General features: G+C 69.4%; 16 protein-coding genes and 1 riboswitch. Of the genes, 12 read left to right on the top strand and 4 right to left on the bottom strand.

Annotated features, from left to right (window positions below; genetic code table 11):
- Window position 1 precedes the first annotated feature (1 nt).
- A complete protein-coding gene (locus ACWGST_RS03440; protein ID WP_452045244.1) occupies window positions 2–577 on the top strand; it encodes a GNAT family N-acetyltransferase in 576 nt (191 codons plus the stop codon).
- The gene (locus ACWGST_RS03435; protein WP_452045243.1) at window positions 574–1,341 is read left to right on the top strand and encodes an HAD family hydrolase; all 768 of its coding nucleotides are present in this window, start codon (window positions 574–576) and stop codon (window positions 1,339–1,341) included. The genes ACWGST_RS03440 and ACWGST_RS03435 overlap by 4 nt, the downstream gene beginning before the upstream one ends.
- A gap of 151 nt (window positions 1,342–1,492) precedes the next feature.
- Here the strand turns inward: ACWGST_RS03435 and glpK are convergent, their stop codons facing one another.
- From glpK to ACWGST_RS03420, 3 genes are all read right to left on the bottom strand, one after another.
- On the bottom strand, window positions 1,493–3,007 hold the full coding sequence (glpK, locus tag ACWGST_RS03430; RefSeq protein ID WP_452045242.1) for a glycerol kinase GlpK: 1,515 nt from the start codon (window positions 3,005–3,007) through the stop codon (window positions 1,493–1,495).
- A 57-nt stretch (window positions 3,008–3,064) separates the two neighbouring features.
- Window positions 3,065–3,859, bottom strand: coding sequence for an MIP/aquaporin family protein (locus ACWGST_RS03425; protein WP_452045241.1), 795 nt, complete (start codon window positions 3,857–3,859; stop codon window positions 3,065–3,067).
- A 169-nt stretch (window positions 3,860–4,028) separates the two neighbouring features.
- Window positions 4,029–5,828, bottom strand: coding sequence for an FAD-dependent oxidoreductase (locus ACWGST_RS03420; RefSeq protein WP_452045240.1), 1,800 nt, complete (start codon window positions 5,826–5,828; stop codon window positions 4,029–4,031).
- Between the two features lie 80 nt (window positions 5,829–5,908).
- On the opposite strand from ACWGST_RS03420, the gene ACWGST_RS03415 reads away from it, so the two are divergent.
- From ACWGST_RS03415 to ribH, 5 genes are all read left to right on the top strand, one after another.
- Complete coding sequence (locus ACWGST_RS03415; RefSeq protein ID WP_452045239.1) at window positions 5,909–6,943, top strand: sugar-binding transcriptional regulator; 1,035 nt, start codon at window positions 5,909–5,911, stop codon at window positions 6,941–6,943.
- Window positions 6,944–6,980: 37 nt separating this feature from the next.
- A riboswitch (FMN riboswitch) is annotated at window positions 6,981–7,123 on the top strand.
- 99 nt (window positions 7,124–7,222) lie between these two features.
- On the top strand, window positions 7,223–8,293 hold the full coding sequence (gene ribD, locus ACWGST_RS03410) for a bifunctional diaminohydroxyphosphoribosylaminopyrimidine deaminase/5-amino-6-(5-phosphoribosylamino)uracil reductase RibD (RefSeq protein WP_452045361.1): 1,071 nt from the start codon (window positions 7,223–7,225) through the stop codon (window positions 8,291–8,293).
- 1 nt (window position 8,294) lies between these two features.
- The gene (locus tag ACWGST_RS03405; RefSeq protein ID WP_452045238.1) at window positions 8,295–9,041 is read left to right on the top strand and encodes a riboflavin synthase; all 747 of its coding nucleotides are present in this window, start codon (window positions 8,295–8,297) and stop codon (window positions 9,039–9,041) included.
- Window positions 9,038–10,354: a GTP cyclohydrolase II gene (gene ribA / locus ACWGST_RS03400; RefSeq protein ID WP_452045237.1), complete on the top strand. Its 1,317-nt coding sequence runs from the start codon at window positions 9,038–9,040 to the stop codon at window positions 10,352–10,354. The genes ACWGST_RS03405 and ribA overlap by 4 nt, the downstream gene beginning before the upstream one ends.
- Window positions 10,351–10,827, top strand: coding sequence for a 6,7-dimethyl-8-ribityllumazine synthase (gene ribH, locus ACWGST_RS03395; protein ID WP_452045236.1), 477 nt, complete (start codon window positions 10,351–10,353; stop codon window positions 10,825–10,827). The genes ribA and ribH overlap by 4 nt, the downstream gene beginning before the upstream one ends.
- A 107-nt stretch (window positions 10,828–10,934) precedes the next feature.
- On the opposite strand, the gene ACWGST_RS03390 is transcribed toward ribH, so the two are convergent.
- On the bottom strand, window positions 10,935–11,372 hold the full coding sequence (locus tag ACWGST_RS03390; protein ID WP_452045235.1) for a DUF2269 family protein: 438 nt from the start codon (window positions 11,370–11,372) through the stop codon (window positions 10,935–10,937).
- A 281-nt stretch (window positions 11,373–11,653) separates the two neighbouring features.
- On the opposite strand from ACWGST_RS03390, the gene ACWGST_RS03385 reads away from it, so the two are divergent.
- From ACWGST_RS03385 to ACWGST_RS03365, 5 genes are all read left to right on the top strand, one after another.
- Complete coding sequence (locus ACWGST_RS03385; protein WP_452045234.1) at window positions 11,654–13,015, top strand: MFS transporter; 1,362 nt, start codon at window positions 11,654–11,656, stop codon at window positions 13,013–13,015.
- A 135-nt stretch (window positions 13,016–13,150) separates the two neighbouring features.
- Entirely contained in the window at window positions 13,151–14,224 is a 1,074-nt protein-coding gene (locus ACWGST_RS03380) for a glycosyltransferase (RefSeq protein WP_452045233.1), read from the top strand.
- Window positions 14,225–14,399: 175 nt separating this feature from the next.
- The gene (locus ACWGST_RS03375) at window positions 14,400–15,269 is read left to right on the top strand and encodes a nucleotidyltransferase family protein (RefSeq protein WP_452045232.1); all 870 of its coding nucleotides are present in this window, start codon (window positions 14,400–14,402) and stop codon (window positions 15,267–15,269) included.
- Window positions 15,270–15,312: 43 nt separating this feature from the next.
- A complete protein-coding gene (lepB, locus tag ACWGST_RS03370) occupies window positions 15,313–16,020 on the top strand; it encodes a signal peptidase I (RefSeq protein ID WP_452045231.1) in 708 nt (235 codons plus the stop codon).
- Between the two features lie 98 nt (window positions 16,021–16,118).
- Window positions 16,119–17,243, top strand: coding sequence for a hypothetical protein (locus ACWGST_RS03365; protein ID WP_452045230.1), 1,125 nt, complete (start codon window positions 16,119–16,121; stop codon window positions 17,241–17,243).
- Window positions 17,244–17,308: the final 65 nt, after the last annotated feature.

The raw sequence follows: 17,308 nt of genomic DNA, 5'->3' as shown, positions 1-17,308 counted from the left end.
CATGCAGCCCGTCACGCTCAGCACCGAACGCCTCGTGCTCGACCTCCCCGTCGAGGCCGACACCGAGCTCGTGGCGCACTACTGCACCGACCCGTTGTTCCTGAAGTACCTCACGACGCCGTGGCCGTACACCGTCGAGCATGCACGGGCGTTCCTCGTGGAGTACGTGCCCGAGGCGTGGGCCTCGGAAGACGAGTTGACGTGGGCTCTCCGGCGCGAGGCCGGCGCGCCCCTGCTCGGCGTCGTCGGGCTGCGCCGCGGCAACGAGATCGGGTACTGGCTCGGCGCCGAGCACCGCGGCGAGGCGTTCATGGCTGAAGCCGTCTCGGCGGTGTGCGAATGGACCCTCAGCGGCGGTGTGCCCGACGCCGAGTTCGTGCTCTGGCGTGCGAACGAGGGCAACGTCGCGTCGGCCAAGGTCGCGCGTGCCGCAGGATTCCGGCGCATCGCACCGCGCATCGCCACGGTGCCCGCGCGCGACGGCAGTCCGATTCCGGCCTGGCACGCCGAGCGCCGCGCCGAGGTCGAACCCGACGCGTTCGCGAGTTGGGAGCCCCTGCTCGGAAACGCGACATGAGCGGCCCGGTCGAGGTCGACGCCCCCGCGCCCCTCGTGCTGTTCGATCTCGACGACACCCTCATGGCCCATCGCGCGGCCGTGCGCGCCGGCATCGCACTGCACATGCGAGAGCTGGCATACGTCGGCGATGTCGGCGCGGCATCCGACCTCTGGCACGACCTCGAAGAGCAGCACTACCACTCGTACCTCGCCGGCCGCCTGACCTTCGAGGGCCAGCGCCGGGCGCGCGCCCGCGACTTCGCGATCGCGCACGGCGACGAACTCGACGAACTCTCGGCCGGTGCCTGGTTCGACCGCTACTTCGAGCGCTACCGCGACTCGTGGTCGCTGCACGACGACGCGCTGCCCGCGATCGACGCGCTCACCCGGGCTCTGCCCCGAGCCAGGTTCGGCATCATCACCAACGGCGAACTCGGCTTCCAGCTCGCCAAGCTCGAGCGGCTCGGCGTCAGCGACCGCTTCGAACACGTCATCGCCTCGGGCGAGGTCGGTGTCACGAAGCCCGACGCCGAGATCTTCCGCGTCGCGCTCGAGCGGTTCGCCGCCGATGCGCCGGTCGGGCGTGCTGCGTACATCGGCGACCGCTTCGAGACCGACGCCGTCGGCGCAGCGGCGGCCGGGCTCACCGGGGTGTGGCTGAATCGCGGCGGCGTCACCGTCGAGCGAGCGGGAGCCGCGGCATCCGCTGTGCTCGAGATCGCGTCCCTCACCGAACTGCCGGCGCTGCTGGCGCCCCTGCTCGCACCGGGCCGGGCCGACTGACCCAGGCCCAGCGCGCGAGCACGAGAAGGGGCCGGGCGCACCCCCATGCACCCGGCCCACTCGTCAACCGTACCTTCGGTACGGTCGATCGCCCCGTCATCGTGTCGCCGTATGGCGATGAGTCGCCCCCATCACCGACCGCGGCGCACGATCAGGAGACGTCTTCGTCGACCCAGTCGAGGGTCTTCGTGACGGCCTTCTTCCAGTTGCGGTCGAGGCGTGCGCGCTCGGCTTCGTCCATCGACGGGGTCCAGCGCTTGTCCTCCTGCCAGTTGGCGCGCAGCTCGTCGAGGCTCGACCAGAAGCCGACCGCGAGGCCCGCCGCGTACGCCGCGCCGAGCGCAGTGGTCTCCGCGACGACGGGCCGCACGACCGGCACGCCGAGGATGTCAGCCTGGAACTGCAGCAGGGTGTCGTTGGCGGTGGCGCCGCCGTCGACGCGCAGCTCGGTGAGGTCGACTCCGGCATCGGCGTTCACGGCCTCGATGACGTCGCGCGTCTGGAACGCGATCGCCTCGAGGGCGGCGCGGGCGATGTGGCCCTTGTTGACATAGCGGGTGAGGCCGACGAGTGCGCCGCGGGCGTCGGGCCGCCAGTACGGCGCGAACAGGCCCGAGAACGCGGGTACGAAGTACGCGCCGCCGTTGTCCTCCACCGACTTCGCGAGCTCTTCGACCTCGGCAGCCGAGGAGATGAGGCCGAGATTGTCGCGGAGCCACTGGATGAGCGAACCCGTGACCGCGATCGAGCCCTCGAGCGCGTAGTGCACGGGCTGGTCGCCGAGCTTGAAGCCGACGGTCGTGAGCAGCCCGTTCTTGGAGTGGACGATCTCCTCACCCGTGTTGAAGATCAGGAAGTTGCCCGTGCCGTAGGTGTTCTTGGCCTCGCCGGTCTCGAACGCCGCCTGGCCGAAGGTCGCGGCCTGCTGATCGCCGAGGATGCCCGAGATCGGCGTCTCGCGCAGCAGCGAGTGCTCGTTCGCGGTGCCGTAGATCTCGGAGGAGGACTTGATCTCGGGCAGCATCGACTTCGGTACGCCGAACGCGGCGAGGATCTCGTCGTCCCACGCGAGGGTCTCGAGGTCCATGAACATCGTGCGCGACGCGTTCGTGACATCCGTGGCGTGCACGCCCCCGTCGACGCCACCGGTCAGGTTCCAGAGCACCCAGGTGTCGGTCGTGCCGAACAGGAGGTCGCCCGCCTCGGCCTTCTCACGGGCACCGGGCACGTTCTCGAGGATCCACACGATCTTCGTGCCAGAGAAGTACGTGGCGAGGGGCAGCCCGACCTTCTGCTTGAACCGCTCCACGCCGCCGTCGGCCGCGAGCCGGTCGACGATCGACTGGGTGCGGGTGTCCTGCCAGACGATCGCGTTGTACACCGGCTCACCGGTGTGCTTGTCCCACACGACTGCGGTCTCGCGCTGGTTCGTGATGCCCACCGCAGCGATGTCGTGACGGGTGAGGTTGACCTTGCCGAGAGCCTGGCCGATCACCTCGCCGGTGTTGCGCCAGATCTCGGCGGGGTCGTGCTCGACCCAGCCGGCCTTCGGAAAGATCTGCTCGTGCTCGAGCTGGCCGGTCGAGACGATCGATCCGGCCTTGTCGAAGATGATCGCGCGCGACGAGGTCGTGCCCTGGTCGATCGCGAGGATGTAGTCGGCCATTTCTGAGAACTCCGTTGCTGTCAGTGAAAGGTGATTGGGAAGAGTGGATGCCGCGGGTCAGGTGAGCAGCGGAAGCAGCGGGATCGCCGCCAGGCCCGCGACGACGCCGCCGAGCAGCGGGCCGACGACCGGCACCCACGAGTACGACCAGTCGCTGCCGCCCTTGCCCTTGATCGGCAGCACGGCGTGTGCGATGCGCGGGCCGAGGTCACGCGCGGGGTTGATCGCATACCCGGTCGGGCCACCGAGCGAGACGCCGATGACGATGACGAGCAGCGCCACGGGCAGGGCACCGAGCGCGGCGAGACCGCCGTCGCCCTGGCGGCCGCCGCCGAAGCCGATCACGACGAAGACCAGCACGAAGGTGCCGATGAACTCGGTCACGAGGTTCCAGCCATACGCGCGCATCGCCGGGCCGGTCGAGAAGACGCCGAGCTTGTTGGCGGCGACGGGCTCTGCGTCGAAGTGCTGCTTGTAGGCGAGCCAGACGAAGACCGCGCCGAGGAAGGCGCCGAGCATCTGTGCACCGATGTAGGTGAGCACCGAGACGACACCCACCGGCACGGTCGTGCCGAGCGCCGCGTTGCCGAACTCCGTCGCGCCGTTGGCCACGAGACCGACCGTCACGGCCGGGTTCAGGTGCGCGCCGGAGGCGTACGAGACGATCACACCGGCGAAGACCGCGAGGCCCCAGCCGATCGTGACCATGAGGAACCCGCCGTTGAAACCCTTCGTCTTGGCGAGGGCGACGTTCGCCACGACGCCGCAACCGAGCAGCACGAGCATCGCCGTGCCGACGAGTTCGGAGAGGAAGACGATTCCGAGATTGTCCACATTGACCTTCTTTCGCATGTTTGGGGCAATGGCCCCGGAAAACGGTATCGAGTGGTCGGCCACCGAAACGGCATTTTCGAGTGCACATGCGTGCAGTTTCGAGCGCCGCTGGTCGAGTAGGCCCGCCAGGGCCGTATGGAGACCCCGTCACGGGATCTCGATACGCTCGCTGGCGCTCGCTACTCGATCAACGGAGTACGGATGCCTCGAGCTCGACGCCGTGGCGCTCGGCGAGCAGCTCGCGCGCGGCGGCGATCTCGTCGGCCCGGCGCCCGGCGTCCCAGCCGAGCTCTGCGCCGACGACCTCGGCGAGCTCGTCGAGCAGCGGCGCCGTCAGTGCACCGGTGAAGGCGAGGCTCGTGCGGCGCAGCACGACGTCGATGAGGTGCACGACCCGCTCGTTGCGGGTGAGCCAGGCGACCTCGCTCCGGCTGTACCCCGAGTGGTGGGCGAGCGGTTCGTCGCGCTCGCCCGCGATCGAGGCGATGAACGCCTCGGCACGGGTGCCGTAGCGCTCGAGCAGTTCGTCGGCGCGGAGGCGACCGATCTCGTCGCCGTGCGCGACGGCCCAGACTCGTCGCGCGTCGTCGGTGGTCGGGTAGCCGGCACCGCCGCCGATCGCGAGGCCCACGGTCGAGACCGTGCGCGAACGGCCGAGGAGCGCGAGCACCTCGTCGGAGAGATGCTCGGCGAGCGCCCGGAACGTGGTCCACTTGCCCCCGACGAGGCTCAGCAGCGTCGTGCCGGGGCGCGCCGCGACATCCGCTCGCTCGATGCGGTAGTCGCGCGAGACGAACCCGGGCGCTTCGTCGTCGTGCCGCGGCAGCGGCCGCACGCCCGAGAAGCGGAAGACGATCTGCGAACGGTCGACCGGTACGGCTGGGAAAACGTGCGCGATGAGTTCGAAGAAGTAGTCGACCTCGGCCTCGGTGCACACGGCGGGCTCGCGCATGTCGTGCTCGAGGTCGGTCGTGCCGACCATGACCTTGCCCTTCAGCGGGTAGATCAGCACGATGCGGCCGTCTTCGTGCTCGAAGAAGATCTCGCGGCCGCCGGTGGCCGCGAGCAGCTCGTCGTTGTCGAGCACGATGTGCGAGCCCTTCGTGCCGCCCATGAAGGCGGTGGGGCGGCCGAGCTCTTCGTTGGTGAGGTCGGTCCAGGGGCCGGAGGTGTTCACGACGACGTCGGCGGCGACGTCGAACTCCGCGCCGGTGAGGGTGTCGTGCAGGCGCACTCCCGCGGGGCTCATGCCGATCGCCTCGAGGTAGTTCGCCGCCCGGGCGTGCTCGCCCGCCGCGACGCCGTCGAACAGCACGTCGAGCGCGAACCGCTCGGGGTCGTGCATGCTCGCGTCGTAGTAGGTCGCCGTGTACTTGAGATCGGGGTTCAGCGCCGGCAGCTCGGCGAGCGAACGGGTGCGGCCGTGGAAGCGATGGCGCGGCACCGATCCGCCGTCACGCGAGAACGCGTCGTAGATCGTCAGGCCGGTCTTGATGAGCGCGGCGCCGCGTTCGGTGGGCTTGCCCGCCTTGTGCGTGAGGAACCGCATGGGCGCCGAGAGGATGCCCGAGAACGTCGAGAAGATCGGCACGGTCGTCTCGAGCGGCTTCACGTAGTGCGGCGCGATGCGGATGAGCGCGTTGCGTTCGGTCACCGACTCCTTCACGAGCCGGAACTCGCCGTTCTCGAGGTAGCGGATGCCGCCGTGGATCATGTGCGACGAGGCGGCGGATGCCCCGGAGACGAAGTCGCCGCGTTCGACGAGCACGACGTCGACGCCCTGCAGCGCGAGGTCGCGGAACGTCGCGATGCCGTTGATGCCGGCGCCGATGACGAGCACGGAGGCCTGCGGCCGGGTGCGGATGGCCGCGACATCCGCTCGCTCATGGCTGTTCGCGGCGCCGCCGCCGGTGCGGGGCTGGGTCGGGATCTGCTGCGGAGACACGGTGTCCTCTCGGGGGTGCGGAACAGCGGCTTGCACGAGCATGCCTGGTGTGGATGAATACATCGTGAACACGGCAGAACGAACTTGCAAGCCGGGTGAACAAACGTGCAAGGATGGTCAGGATGAACGAGCAGTCGACACTCCCCGTCGAGGACGCCGCCGAATCGGTGCCCGGCAAGACCCGCGACGCGCTGCGCGCAGCCCACCTGTACTACATGCAGGACCTCACGATGGATGCCATCGCGCACGAGCTGCACACCTCGCGATCCTCGGTCTCACGCCTGCTGAGCCACGCCAGGGCCAGCGGGCTCGTCGAGATCTCGATCCACTCCCCGCTCGACCTGCCGAGCCGCATCGAGCAGGAGATCCTCGAGCGATTCGCGGTCGCCGCGCACGTGATTCCCGTGCCCGATCATGCGAGCGACGTCGACCGACTCGACCGCGTCGCCCTCTCGGCTGCACGAATTCTCGGTCGATTCGTCGATTCGAACCAGACGATCGGCATCGCGTGGGGGTCGACGATGAGCGCGATGAGCCGGCATCTCGTGCCGAAGGCCACGCACAACTCCGAGATCGTGCAGCTCAACGGCGCCGGCAACGGCCGCACGACCGGCATCGTCTACGCGAGCGAGCTGCTGCGCCGGTTCGGCGACGCGTTCGGTGCGCGCGTGCAGCAGTTCCCGGTGCCGGCGTTCTTCGACGACCCCGAGACGCGCCGCGCCTTCTGGCGCGAGCGCAGCACGCGGCGCCTGCTCGACGTGCAGGAGCGCATGGACCTCGCGCTCTTCGGCGTCGGCTCCCCCTTCGCCGAGGTGCCGAGCCACGTCTACCAGGGCGGGTACCTCGAGCCGGCCGACTACGCGGGGCTCTCCCGCGAGGGCGCCGTGGGCGACGTCGCAACGGTGTTCTACCGCGCCGACGGCTCGACCGACGGCATCTCGCTGAACGAGCGCGCCACCGGCCCCGACTTCGCCGTGCTGCGCCGTGCGCCCCGGCGCATCTGCGTGGTGTCGGGTCGGGCGAAGCTCGCGAGCCTGCGAGGCGCACTCGCCGCCGACCTCATCACCGACCTCATCGTCGACGAGGGCACCGCGCGAGCGCTCATCGACTCCCCCGCGCACGACCGGCCCGACGACCGGCCCGACAACCGGGAATAGCTCGGCACCGCAGGCGTTGACCTACAATCGTAAGAGATACGTGCTCCGGGGTCGGTGTAAGTCCGAACCGGCGGTGACAGTCCGCGAACTGCGAGCGCGAGGCCGAGAGGCCCCGCACCCGTGGTCGATCCGGTGGAATTCCGGTACCGACGGTGAAAGTCCGGATGGGAGGCGCACGGGTCGGCAGCGCCTGTGCGCCGCCGATCGAGATCGTCGACGACCGTCGACCACGTTCAGCGCCCCGGAGACCTGAGACAGGATCGGGGGGTGAGTGCACGAATGAGTGCCGAAGAGCAACGAGCAGCGGATGTCGCGGCGATGCGCCGCGCGCTCGAACTCGCCGACCGCGGCCCGGCACGGGGCGTGAACCCGCGCGTCGGCTGCGTCATCGTCTCCCCCGCGGGCGAGATCATCGCCGAGGGCTGGCACCGCGGCGTCGGCACCGCCCACGCCGAGGTCGATGCGCTCGACCGGCTCGCCCCCGGCGCCGCACGGGGTGCGACCGCGGTCGTCACCCTCGAACCCTGCAACCACACCGGCCACACCGGCCCGTGCGCCGTCGCGCTCATCGAGGCCGGCGTCGGCCGAGTCGTGTTCGCGGTCGCCGACCCCGGCGCGCACTCCTCGGGCGGCGCCGAGACCCTGCGGGCCGCCGGCATCGAGGTCACCGAGGGCGTGCTCGTCGACGAGGTCGCCGCGATGCTCGACGACTGGCTGTTCGCCGCCCGCAACCACCGCCCGCACGTCACTGTGAAGTGGGCGGCGAGCCTCGACGGGCGCGCCGCGGCCGCCGACGGCACGAGCCAGTGGATCACCGGAGCGGCCGCCCGAGCCGACGTGCACCGGCGCCGCTCGGCCGCCCACGCGATCGCCGTCGGCACGGGCACCGTCTTCGCCGACGACCCGTCGCTGACGGCTCGGGCGCCGGGCGGCGAATTCTTCGAGGCACAGCCGGTTCCGGTCGTCTTCGGTCGCCGGGCAGTGCCGACGGATGCCGCGATCTCACGCCACCCGCACGCACCGCTGTTCTTCGAGGGCACCGATCTGCGCGCCGATCTCGCAGAACTCGCGCACCGCGGCATCCGCTCGCTGTTCATCGAAGGCGGCCCGACGCTGGCGAGCGCCTTCATCGCGGCCGGACTCGTCGACGAACTGCTCGTCTACCTCGCGCCCGCGCTGCTCGGCGGCCCGCGACTCGCCCTCGGCGAGCTCGGCGTGCCGACGATCGACGCGGCCCTGCGCTTCGACTTCGCGGTCGTCGAACGACTCGGCGACGACGTGCTGCTCGTCGCCAGACCGGTCTCGGTACGCGCTTCGCGCGACTCGACCACCGACCCTGAGAGGAACTGACATGTTCACCGGAATCATCGAGGAACTCGGCACGATCGAGCGCGTCGAGCGCACGGCCGACGCGGCCCGCCTCACGGTGCGCGGCCCGCTCGCCGTCAAGGGGGTGGCGCACGGCGACTCGATCGCCGTGTCGGGCGTGTGCCTGACCGTCGTCGAGTTCGACGGCGAACGCTTCACGGCCGACGTCATGGCCCAGACCCTCGCGATGTCGACGCTCGACGCCGCCCGCGAGGGGCTCGCCGTGAACCTCGAACGCGCGGCCCGCGTCGGCGACCGCCTCGGCGGTCACATCGTGCAGGGTCACATCGACGGCACCGCGGAGGTGCTCGAGATCCGCCCTGGCGAAGCCTGGCGGGTCGTGCGCTTCTCGCTCGACCCGGCGCACGCGCCGCTCGTGGTCGACAAGGGTTCGATCGCGGTCGACGGCGTCTCGCTCACGGTCAGCGCCGTCGGCGACGAGCCGGGCGGCTCGTGGTTCGAGGTCTCGCTCATCCCCGAGACGCTCACCGCCACGACACTCGGCGAGCGGGTCGTCGGCGACCACGTCAACATCGAGACCGACATCGTCGCGCGGCAAGTGGCCCGCATGCTGCGATTCGCCCCGGGCTGGGGCCGCGAACCCGAGGCCCGCGGGAACTCGGTCATCGGGTTCCAGGCTGCCCCGTTCTCAGCCCAACCGCCGGCGGCGCCGCAGCCGACGGCACCGCAGTTCACGCAGCCGCAGCCGACGGCCGGAGGTGCCGCATGAGTCTCGCCACGATTCCCGAGGTGCTCGAAGCCCTCAGAGCCGGAAAGCCCGTGATCGTCGCCGACGACGAGGCCCGCGAGAACGAGGGCGACGCCATCATGGCCGCCGAGTTCGCGACGCAGGAGTGGATCGCCTGGATGGTGCGCAACACGAGCGGCTACCTCTGCGCGCCGATGCCCAACGCGCTCGCCGATCATCTCGCACTGCCGCTCATGACCGAGCGCAGCGAAGACGCGCGCGGCACGGCCTACACGATCACGGTCGACGCCGCCGATCGCACCTCGACGGGCATCTCGGCCTCCGACCGCGCGCACACCCTGCGCGTGCTCGCCGACCGCACGGCGACGCCCGATCGGCTGATCCGCCCCGGGCACGTCATCCCGCTGCGCGCGGTCGACGGCGGCGTGCGCGAGCGGGCCGGGCACACCGAGGCCGCGGTCGACCTCATGCGACTCGCGGGTCTCGCACCCGTGGGCGTCATCGGCGAGATCGTCGCCGACGACGGCGAGATGATGCGGCTGCCCGGGCTCATCGAACTCGGCGAACGCGACGGGCTGCCGGTCACGACCGTCGCGGCGCTCATCGACTGGCTCGAGCAGCACCACGCGGGCCTCGATCTCGCCGCGACGCCCCCGGCGGAGGCGGTGCCCGAGAGCTCGTCGGTCGACTTCGAGGTCGAGACCGCCCTGCCGACCGAGCACGGCGAGTTCCGCGTGCGGGCCTACCGCGACCGGGCGACCGGCGCCGACCACGTCGCGATCATCGCGGGCGACCCGGCTGCCGACTGTGCCGAGGGCGGCGTCGGCGCCATCGTGCGCGTGCACTCCGAGTGCCTCACCGGCGAGGCGTTCGGCTCGCTCAAGTGCGAGTGCGGGCCACAGCTCGAGGCCGCACTCGACACCATCCAGCGCGAGGGCGGCGTGGTCGTCTACCTGCGCGGCCACGAGGGGCGCGGCATCGGCCTCATCAACAAGCTCCGGGCCTACCGGCTGCAGGAGGACGGCCTCGACACGCTCGATGCGAACCTCGCCCTCGGCCTGCCGATCGACGCACGCGACTACAGCGCCGCGACCGCCATCCTCACCGATCTCGGCATCAGCCGGGTGCGCCTGCTCACGAACAACCCCGAGAAGGTACGGCAGCTCGAGGCGCACGGCATCACGGTGAGCGAGCGGCTGCCGCTCGTCGTCGGGGTCGGCACCGGCAACACCGGCTACCTCGACACCAAGCGGCAGCGCATGGGCCACACGATCGACGACCAGCAGCTCACCGACGGTGCAGCAGAAACCCTCCTGGAAGGACACCCATCATGAGCGGAGCAGGATCTCCTGCACTCGACGTCGACGGCCGCGGCCTGACGGTCACGATCGTCGCCGGCAGTTGGCACGACGAGATCACGAACGGTCTGATCGCCGGGGCGACGCGCACCCTTGAGGCATCCGGCGCCGACTTCTCGCTCGTTCGCGTGCCCGGCAGCTTCGAACTGCCGGTCGTCGCGAAGGCGGCGCTCGAAGCAGGGGCCGACGCGGTCGTCGCGCTCGGCGTGATCATCCGCGGCGGCACGCCGCACTTCGAGTACGTGTCGGCCGCGGCGACCGACGGGCTCACCCGGGTCGCACTCGACACCGGCAAGCCCGTCGGATTCGGCCTGCTCACCCTCGACGACGAGCAGCAGGGGCTCGACCGCGCCGGCCTGCCCGGCTCGAAGGAGGACAAGGGTCGCGAGGCGGCCGAGGCCGCCGTCGCGACGGTGCGCGCGCTGCGCGCGGTGTCGGTGGTCGAGTAGCGACGGCCCCTGGCCCCGTTGGTCGAGTAGCGACGAAGGAGCGTATCGAGACCAGGCGACCGGTCTCGATACGCTCACTGGCGCTCGCTACTCGACCACCGGAGGCTCTACGGCTTCCAGACCATGAGCACGACGACGGCGAGCAGCAGCAGCGACGCGAGGCCGCTGCCCGCGGCGATCGCCGGGTAGCTCGTCGTCTGCGCTTCGGAGCTCGCACCGAGCGCCTCGGCGGCCTTCTTCATCGACGGAACGGCGACGAAGAGCACCAGCACGAAGGCGATGACGTAGAGGATGATCGACCAGAGGATCCACGGCGTCATGACCGAGAGGTTGAACTCATCGGGCGCCATGCTCATCGCGCCGAACCCGAACACGAACACGAGCAGCGACAGCCACGCGAAGATCGTCGTCGACTTCGCGAGCACCGCGACCTGCGACCCGTTGCCGGCGCGCACCGCCCGCATCGCGGTCATCGGAAGGATCGCCATCGGGCCGACGATGAAGACGGCTCCGGCGATATGCAGAATGCTGATCAGGGTATCCATGGGGCCAGCCTAACGATGAGCGGATGTCGCGGCATCCGTCGTTCGATGCACTCGCTCCAGGCGACGCGAGCCGCACCCGGCGAGCCGCACCCGCCGTTCATCGCGCGAATACCGCCGCTCGTCGCACGAACCCCCCTGCTCTGGGGGGTGACCGATGTTCGCGACGTAGGCTAGGTCGGTTGCCACAAGTGACGATTCCACCCCACCGACTCCGCTCGACGCCAGACCGACGTGCCCGGAGACGGGCGCACCGCTCAATTCATCTGGAGTCCTCGCTGACGATGTCAACATCGACCGCGGCCACGGCCGCCCCCGCAACCCCCGCCAATCCGCGCAGCCGCGTCGTGCTCGCGAGCCTCATCGGCACGACGATCGAGTTCTACGACTTCTACGTCTACGCGACCGCCGCCGTGCTCGTGTTCCCGCACCTGTTCTTCCCGACCGGCGACGCGACGACGGCGCTCCTCGCCTCGTTCGCCGTCTTCGGCGCCGCCATGGTGGCGCGACCGCTCGGCGCCGTCATCTTCGGCCACCTCGGCGACAAGCACGGCCGCAAGGCCACCCTCGTCGGCGCACTGCTCACGATGGGCGTCGCGACGTTCCTCATCGGCCTGCTGCCGACGTACGCGATGGTGGGCTGGCTCGCGCCGCTCCTCCTCGTCGTCCTCCGCATCGCGCAGGGCTTCGCGCTCGGCGGCGAATGGTCGGGCGCCGCGCTCGTGGCCACCGAGAACGCGCCGAAGGGCAAGCGCGCCTGGTACGGCACGTTCCCGCAGCTCGGCGCGCCGATCGGCTTCATCATCGCGAACGGCCTCTTCCTCATCATCGCGGCGGTACTGCCGTCTGACGACCCGACCATGCCGTCGCAGGCATTCCTCGACTGGGGCTGGCGCATCCCGTTCCTGTTCTCGGTGGTCATGGTGATCGTCGGTCTCTGGGTGCGCCTGCGCCTCGTCGAGTCGACCGCGTTCTCGAAGGCGTCGAAGGAGGGCAAGCTCAAGAAGCTGCCGCTCGGCGAGGTCTTCAAGAACCACTGGAAGCAGCTCATCCTCGGCACCTTCTTCATGCTCGCGACCTACGTGCTCTTCTACCTGATGACGACGTTCTCGCTCTCATACGGACGTGCGGCGGTCGAGCCCGCCGAAGGCGCGCTGCCGGGCCTCGGCTACTCGTACAACACCTTCGTGCTGATGCTCATCGGCGGTGTCGTGTTCTTCGGTGTCTTCACCCTGCTCTCGGGCCCGTGGGCCGACCGATGGGGCCGCCGCAAGACGCTCATCTGGGTGACCCTCGGCATCATCGTGTTCGGTCTCGTCTGGGTGCCGATGCTCGGCGCCGGGTTCTGGGGCGTCATGGCCTGGCTCGTGGTGGGCTTCTCGCTCATGGGCATGACGTTCGGTCCGATGGGTGCGCTCCTGCCCGAGCTGTTCCCGACGAACGTGCGCTACACGGGCTCCGGCATCTCGTACAACGTCTCGTCGATCCTCGGCGCCGCGGTCGCCCCGTTCATCGCGGTGGCGCTCTGGCAGGCCGGCGGCGGCAGCCCGTTCTGGGTCGGCATCTACCTCTCGGCGATGGCGGTGCTCACGCTCATCGCCCTGATCGTCTCGAAGGAGACGAAAGACGTCGACATGGACGCCTGAGGGCGGCGCGGCGAAGGGGGGCGGATGCTGCGGTGTTCGCCCCTCCTCGAGTTCGTATGCGCTGCAGGGCTCCTGCCCGGGTCACGAAGCCGGAAGGTAAGCTTTCGCAGACAGAACATCCGTTGAAGGTGTGCAGTGCCAGAAATCGTCCTCGCCCACGACTACCTCGTGCAGATCGGCGGTGCTGAGCGCGTCGTCGCGCACTGGGCCGCGGGTTTCGACGCTCGAACACTCGTGACGCTCGCGCACCGGCCCGACTCGACGTTCGACGACTTCGACCGGCTCGAAGTGCGGGCGAGCCTGTCGAGCCTGTTCACGGGGCAGGTCGAGCGCATGCTGCCGCTGCTCCCGTCGATCGCAGCTCGCACCACGGTGTCGACCGGCGATGGCGACATCGCACTCGTCTCGAGCAGCGGCTGGGCGCACCGGTTCGACTACGAGATCCCCCACGTGGTCTACGTGCACAGCCCGGCGCGATGGCTGTACGCGGTCGACGACTACCGACTGAAGCTCAGCCCGTTCCGGCGTGCCGGGCTCGCGCTCAGCACCCCGCTGCTGCGCAGCGGTGACCTCGAGGCCATGCACCGTGCCGACGCGATCGTGGCGAATTCGCTCGTGACGCGTGACCGCATCCGTTCGGCCTACGGTCTCGAATCGGTCGTGATCAGTCCGCCCGTCGAGCGCGTCTCCGCCTCGCCGACACCGCCTTCCCGCGCGCTTCCCGAGCAGTTCGCCGTCGTGGTGGCCAGAGCACGCGGCTACAAGAACGTTCCGCACGCGATCGCTGCGTCGTCAGAGGCCGGCCTCCCGATCGTCGCCGTGGGCGCCGGCTCGGAGGCGTTCGACGACCCCGGGAACGGCGTGCACGGGATCGGTCGCCTCAGCGACTCCGAACTCGGCTGGGTGTACGGCCATGCCGCCGTCGTGCTGGGCGCCGCTCACGAGGACTTCGGCCTCACGGTCATCGAGGCCGCCCTCGAGGGAACGCCCGCCGCGACGATCGCCCGAGGCGGTTACCTCGAGACCGTCAGCCCCGGGGTGAGCGGCTCCCACGCGGCATCCGCCACCGCCGCTGATCTTGCGACCGCGATCAGGCAGGCCCGCGACCTCGATCCATCCGCGACTCGCGAATGGGCACGCGGCTTCGGCCGCGACGCGCATGTCGCCCGCCTCACCCGGGTGATGGACGAGGTGGCGCAGCGGGCGTGACGAGTGCCTCGCGACAACCGCGTCGCGGATGTCCTTCTCGTCCATATCCAGGCGTAGGATGTGCCAGACGCGTGCCGCGACGCGGTCGCATGCCACGATCGAGGGGACACGGCCGCTCCTCCCATGGGCGCTTCGCCGGACTTGATAAGGTGACCGAAGGGGTGGTGCATCGGGCGTGAACGAATCCCAGATCGACGTGCCACTCTCGGTGCGCCTACGGTTCGGCCATGCGGCGGTACAGGACGTCGCCGACGATCTGGGCGTCGACCTGCTGCACATCAAGGGTGTCGCCGCCGACCCGTCGCTGAGGCCCGGCGGCTACACCGGCAGCGATGTCGACGTGCTCGTGCGGCCAACACACATCGCCGCGCTCGACCGGGCGCTACGACGGCACGGGTGGCGCCTCTACAGCACATACGAGTACGGCTCCCCGTTCGGTCATGCCCAGACGTACCTCCATGACGCGTGGGGCTACGTCGACATTCATCGCTCTTTTCCCGGCATACGAATCCGCCCCGAGAGCGCATTCGCTCGGTTCTGGGCCGACCGGCAGAAGGTAGAAATCGCCGGCATCCGATGCGCCGTGCCGAGTCTGCCGGCGCAGGCCGTGCTGCTCGTGCTCAACGCGGCCCGATCGACCATGCGCACCAAGCCCGATGTCCAGGTTGTCTGGCGCGACGCCACCGACGAGCGACGAGACCAGATGCGGGCACTCGTTGCCGACCTCGATGCACCTGTCGCCTTTGCTGCTGCCACAGGCGAGCTCGATCAGTTCCGAGGCGAGCGGGACTACCACCTGTGGAAGATCGCCTCCGAGGGAGGCACCCGCTCCGCCGAGTGGTGGGCGCGCGTGAGGGCAGCGCCGAGCCTCGGGGCGGCGATGCGAGTGATCGCCCGCGCCCCCTTCGTCAACGTCGACCACCTCGCACACCGGCTCGGACGGCCGCCCACCCGCGGAGAGGTCGTCGGCGAGTTCTTCCGCCGCCCGGCTCGTGCCCTCCGCGAGATCACTGTCGGTGTCGTCGCCTCGGGAACTCGCCGATGACCCTGCAGCGCACGAACGAACCTGTCACGAGTACGGTAGCGGGATGACGACTGACGCCAACGCACCTCGACCTCGTTGGCGCCGGCTTCTCGGCGGCTTCTGGGGTCAGTTGGCGCTCGCCTTCCTCGTCGTCGGGTTGGTGCTGACGTTCGTCGCAAAACCCTACGTCGTACCGTCCGAGTCGATGTGGCCGACCCTCGAGCCCGGCGACCGAATTCTTGTGAACCGACTCGCCTATCTGGGATCCGAGCCGACGACGGGCGACATCGTCGTGTTCGATGCAGACCGTGCATGGGAGGTCCCCGGCACGGCACCGGTCGATCCGGTCCGAGCGGTGCTGCGGTGGGTCGGCGAGGTCACCGGGTTCGGCCCGTCAGGAACACACACACTCGTGAAGCGGGTGATCGGATCGTCTGGTCAGGTGGTCGAGTGTTGCAACACTTCTGGTGCAGTCCTCGTGGATGGGCGGCCCCTCGATGAGCCCTATGTGCACAACGATTTCCCGTTCGAAGCCGGTACACTCGACTGCACAACGACCCCGAGCTCCGCACGTTGCTTCGATGAAGTCACGGTGCCTGACCGTTCCTTCCTCGTGCTCGGCGACAATCGGTCAGCTTCACTGGACTCGGCCGTATCGTGCCGCTCGCCTTCCGCACGTGAGGACTGTTGGCACTGGGCATCGCGGGCGGGCGTTGTCGGCAAGGTCGTCGCCAATCTCTGGCCGATCCCCCGATGGACGGTGTTCGGCTGACGGCAACAGGGTGCCCCGGCGGCTCTGTAGTAACTTGGACGGATTGTCGCATACCGAACGTGGCCGCGGGCCGTGTAACCGCACGAGAGGATGAACGCATGAGTCTCCGCGAGCATCCAGACGAATCGTTGAGCGTGGCCGATCAGGTACCCGCCGAGCATCTCGATGTCGCAGCGATCGGTGCGACGGTGCGTATCCAGTTCCCTGCCAATGTGTCAGACGACATGCATGAGCGTGTGCTGGATGCGTGGTCCGGGGCGATGTCGACCACGGGCGCCGTCGATGCTGTCGTCCAGGTTGATCCGGATGGCGAGATCGTCTCGATGCTCGAATATCTTTCAGTTCGCGTGACGTACGCAGCCCTCGAGCACAAGCGGGGCGAGCTGATCATGATGCATGCCGCGGGTGTCGCGATGGACGACGGCCGCGTGGTCGCCTTCGTCGGCCCGTCGGGGCGTGGCAAGACGACCCTGAGCGCGGCCCTCGGTGCGCACTTCGGCTACGTCTCAGACGAGACCGTCGCCGTTGACCACGACCTCACTGTGCAGGCGTACCGCAAGCCGCTGTCGATGGTGCGGTTGGGCGGCCCCAAAGAACAGGTTTCGCCGCGCCGCGCCGGGCTGTTGGAGCTGCCGAACGATCGGTTGCGCCTCGCGGCGCTCGTGTTGCTCGATCGTCAGCCCGGAGTAACCGAGCCCGTGCTGTCGCGCGTGCCAGTCATCGACGCGATCACCGACCTCGTCCCGCAGCTGAGCTACATCACCGACCTCGACGTGCCATTGCAGCGGCTCGCGAGGCTTTGCGACGCCGTCGGCGGTGTGTGGAAGGTGACCTACGGTGAGGCGACGTCGCTCACCGCCTTGATACCCGAGTTGCTGGGCGCGCCGCCGAGCATCGGCGGTAAGTGGCAGCCGATCGCGCCGGCGCATCGGGATGGAATCGAGATCGGCGCGACGGAGTTCAGGTGGGGGGCAGTCTCCGACGTGATCGCAACCGATGGCTCCATCGCGGTCATCAGTGACGGCGTCCTTCACGTACTCGCCGGCATCGCCCCCTCGATCTGGCTGGGGATCGGCAGGAGTCTGTCGCTCGAGCAATTGGTGGCCCAAGCAGTCGCCGACTTCGGTCGTCCGCCGCAGGGCGACGCGTCGGAACTCGTCGCTGCGGCGATCGATGAACTCATGCGCAAAGGCCTGGTCGTCGTTGCGGATCGAAGGGACTGACTGCGGTCGTCTTGCACGTTGAGGTACGCCAGCGCGCTGAGACGATCCGAAACAGGATGAAGGGC

It is taken from the genome of Agromyces sp. NPDC055520 (genome assembly GCF_053619715.1).
Note: the sequence above shows the minus strand (reverse complement) of the source record. Positions and strands in the feature narration are given on the sequence as shown.

Bases quoted from the DNA above. Each gene is read 5' to 3' on its own strand.
- glpK (WP_452045242.1), bottom strand. From the start codon at position 3,007: ATGGCCGACTACATCCTCGCGATCGACCAGGGCACGACCTCGTCGCGC.
- ribA (WP_452045237.1), top strand. From the start codon at position 9,038: ATGAGTCTCGCCACGATTCCCGAGGTGCTCGAAGCCCTCAGAGCCGGA.
- ACWGST_RS03440 (WP_452045244.1), top strand. From the start codon at position 2: ATGCAGCCCGTCACGCTCAGCACCGAACGCCTCGTGCTCGACCTCCCC.
- ACWGST_RS03385 (WP_452045234.1), top strand. From the start codon at position 11,654: ATGTCAACATCGACCGCGGCCACGGCCGCCCCCGCAACCCCCGCCAAT.
- ACWGST_RS03390 (WP_452045235.1), bottom strand. From the start codon at position 11,372: ATGGATACCCTGATCAGCATTCTGCATATCGCCGGAGCCGTCTTCATC.
- ACWGST_RS03415 (WP_452045239.1), top strand. From the start codon at position 5,909: ATGAACGAGCAGTCGACACTCCCCGTCGAGGACGCCGCCGAATCGGTG.
- ACWGST_RS03435 (WP_452045243.1), top strand. From the start codon at position 574: ATGAGCGGCCCGGTCGAGGTCGACGCCCCCGCGCCCCTCGTGCTGTTC.
- ribH (WP_452045236.1), top strand. From the start codon at position 10,351: ATGAGCGGAGCAGGATCTCCTGCACTCGACGTCGACGGCCGCGGCCTG.
- ribD (WP_452045361.1), top strand. From the start codon at position 7,223: ATGAGTGCCGAAGAGCAACGAGCAGCGGATGTCGCGGCGATGCGCCGC.
- ACWGST_RS03365 (WP_452045230.1), top strand. From the start codon at position 16,119: ATGAGTCTCCGCGAGCATCCAGACGAATCGTTGAGCGTGGCCGATCAG.
- ACWGST_RS03420 (WP_452045240.1), bottom strand. From the start codon at position 5,828: ATGCTCGTGCAAGCCGCTGTTCCGCACCCCCGAGAGGACACCGTGTCT.
- ACWGST_RS03405 (WP_452045238.1), top strand. From the start codon at position 8,295: ATGTTCACCGGAATCATCGAGGAACTCGGCACGATCGAGCGCGTCGAG.
- lepB (WP_452045231.1), top strand. From the start codon at position 15,313: ATGACGACTGACGCCAACGCACCTCGACCTCGTTGGCGCCGGCTTCTC.
- ACWGST_RS03425 (WP_452045241.1), bottom strand. From the start codon at position 3,859: ATGCGAAAGAAGGTCAATGTGGACAATCTCGGAATCGTCTTCCTCTCC.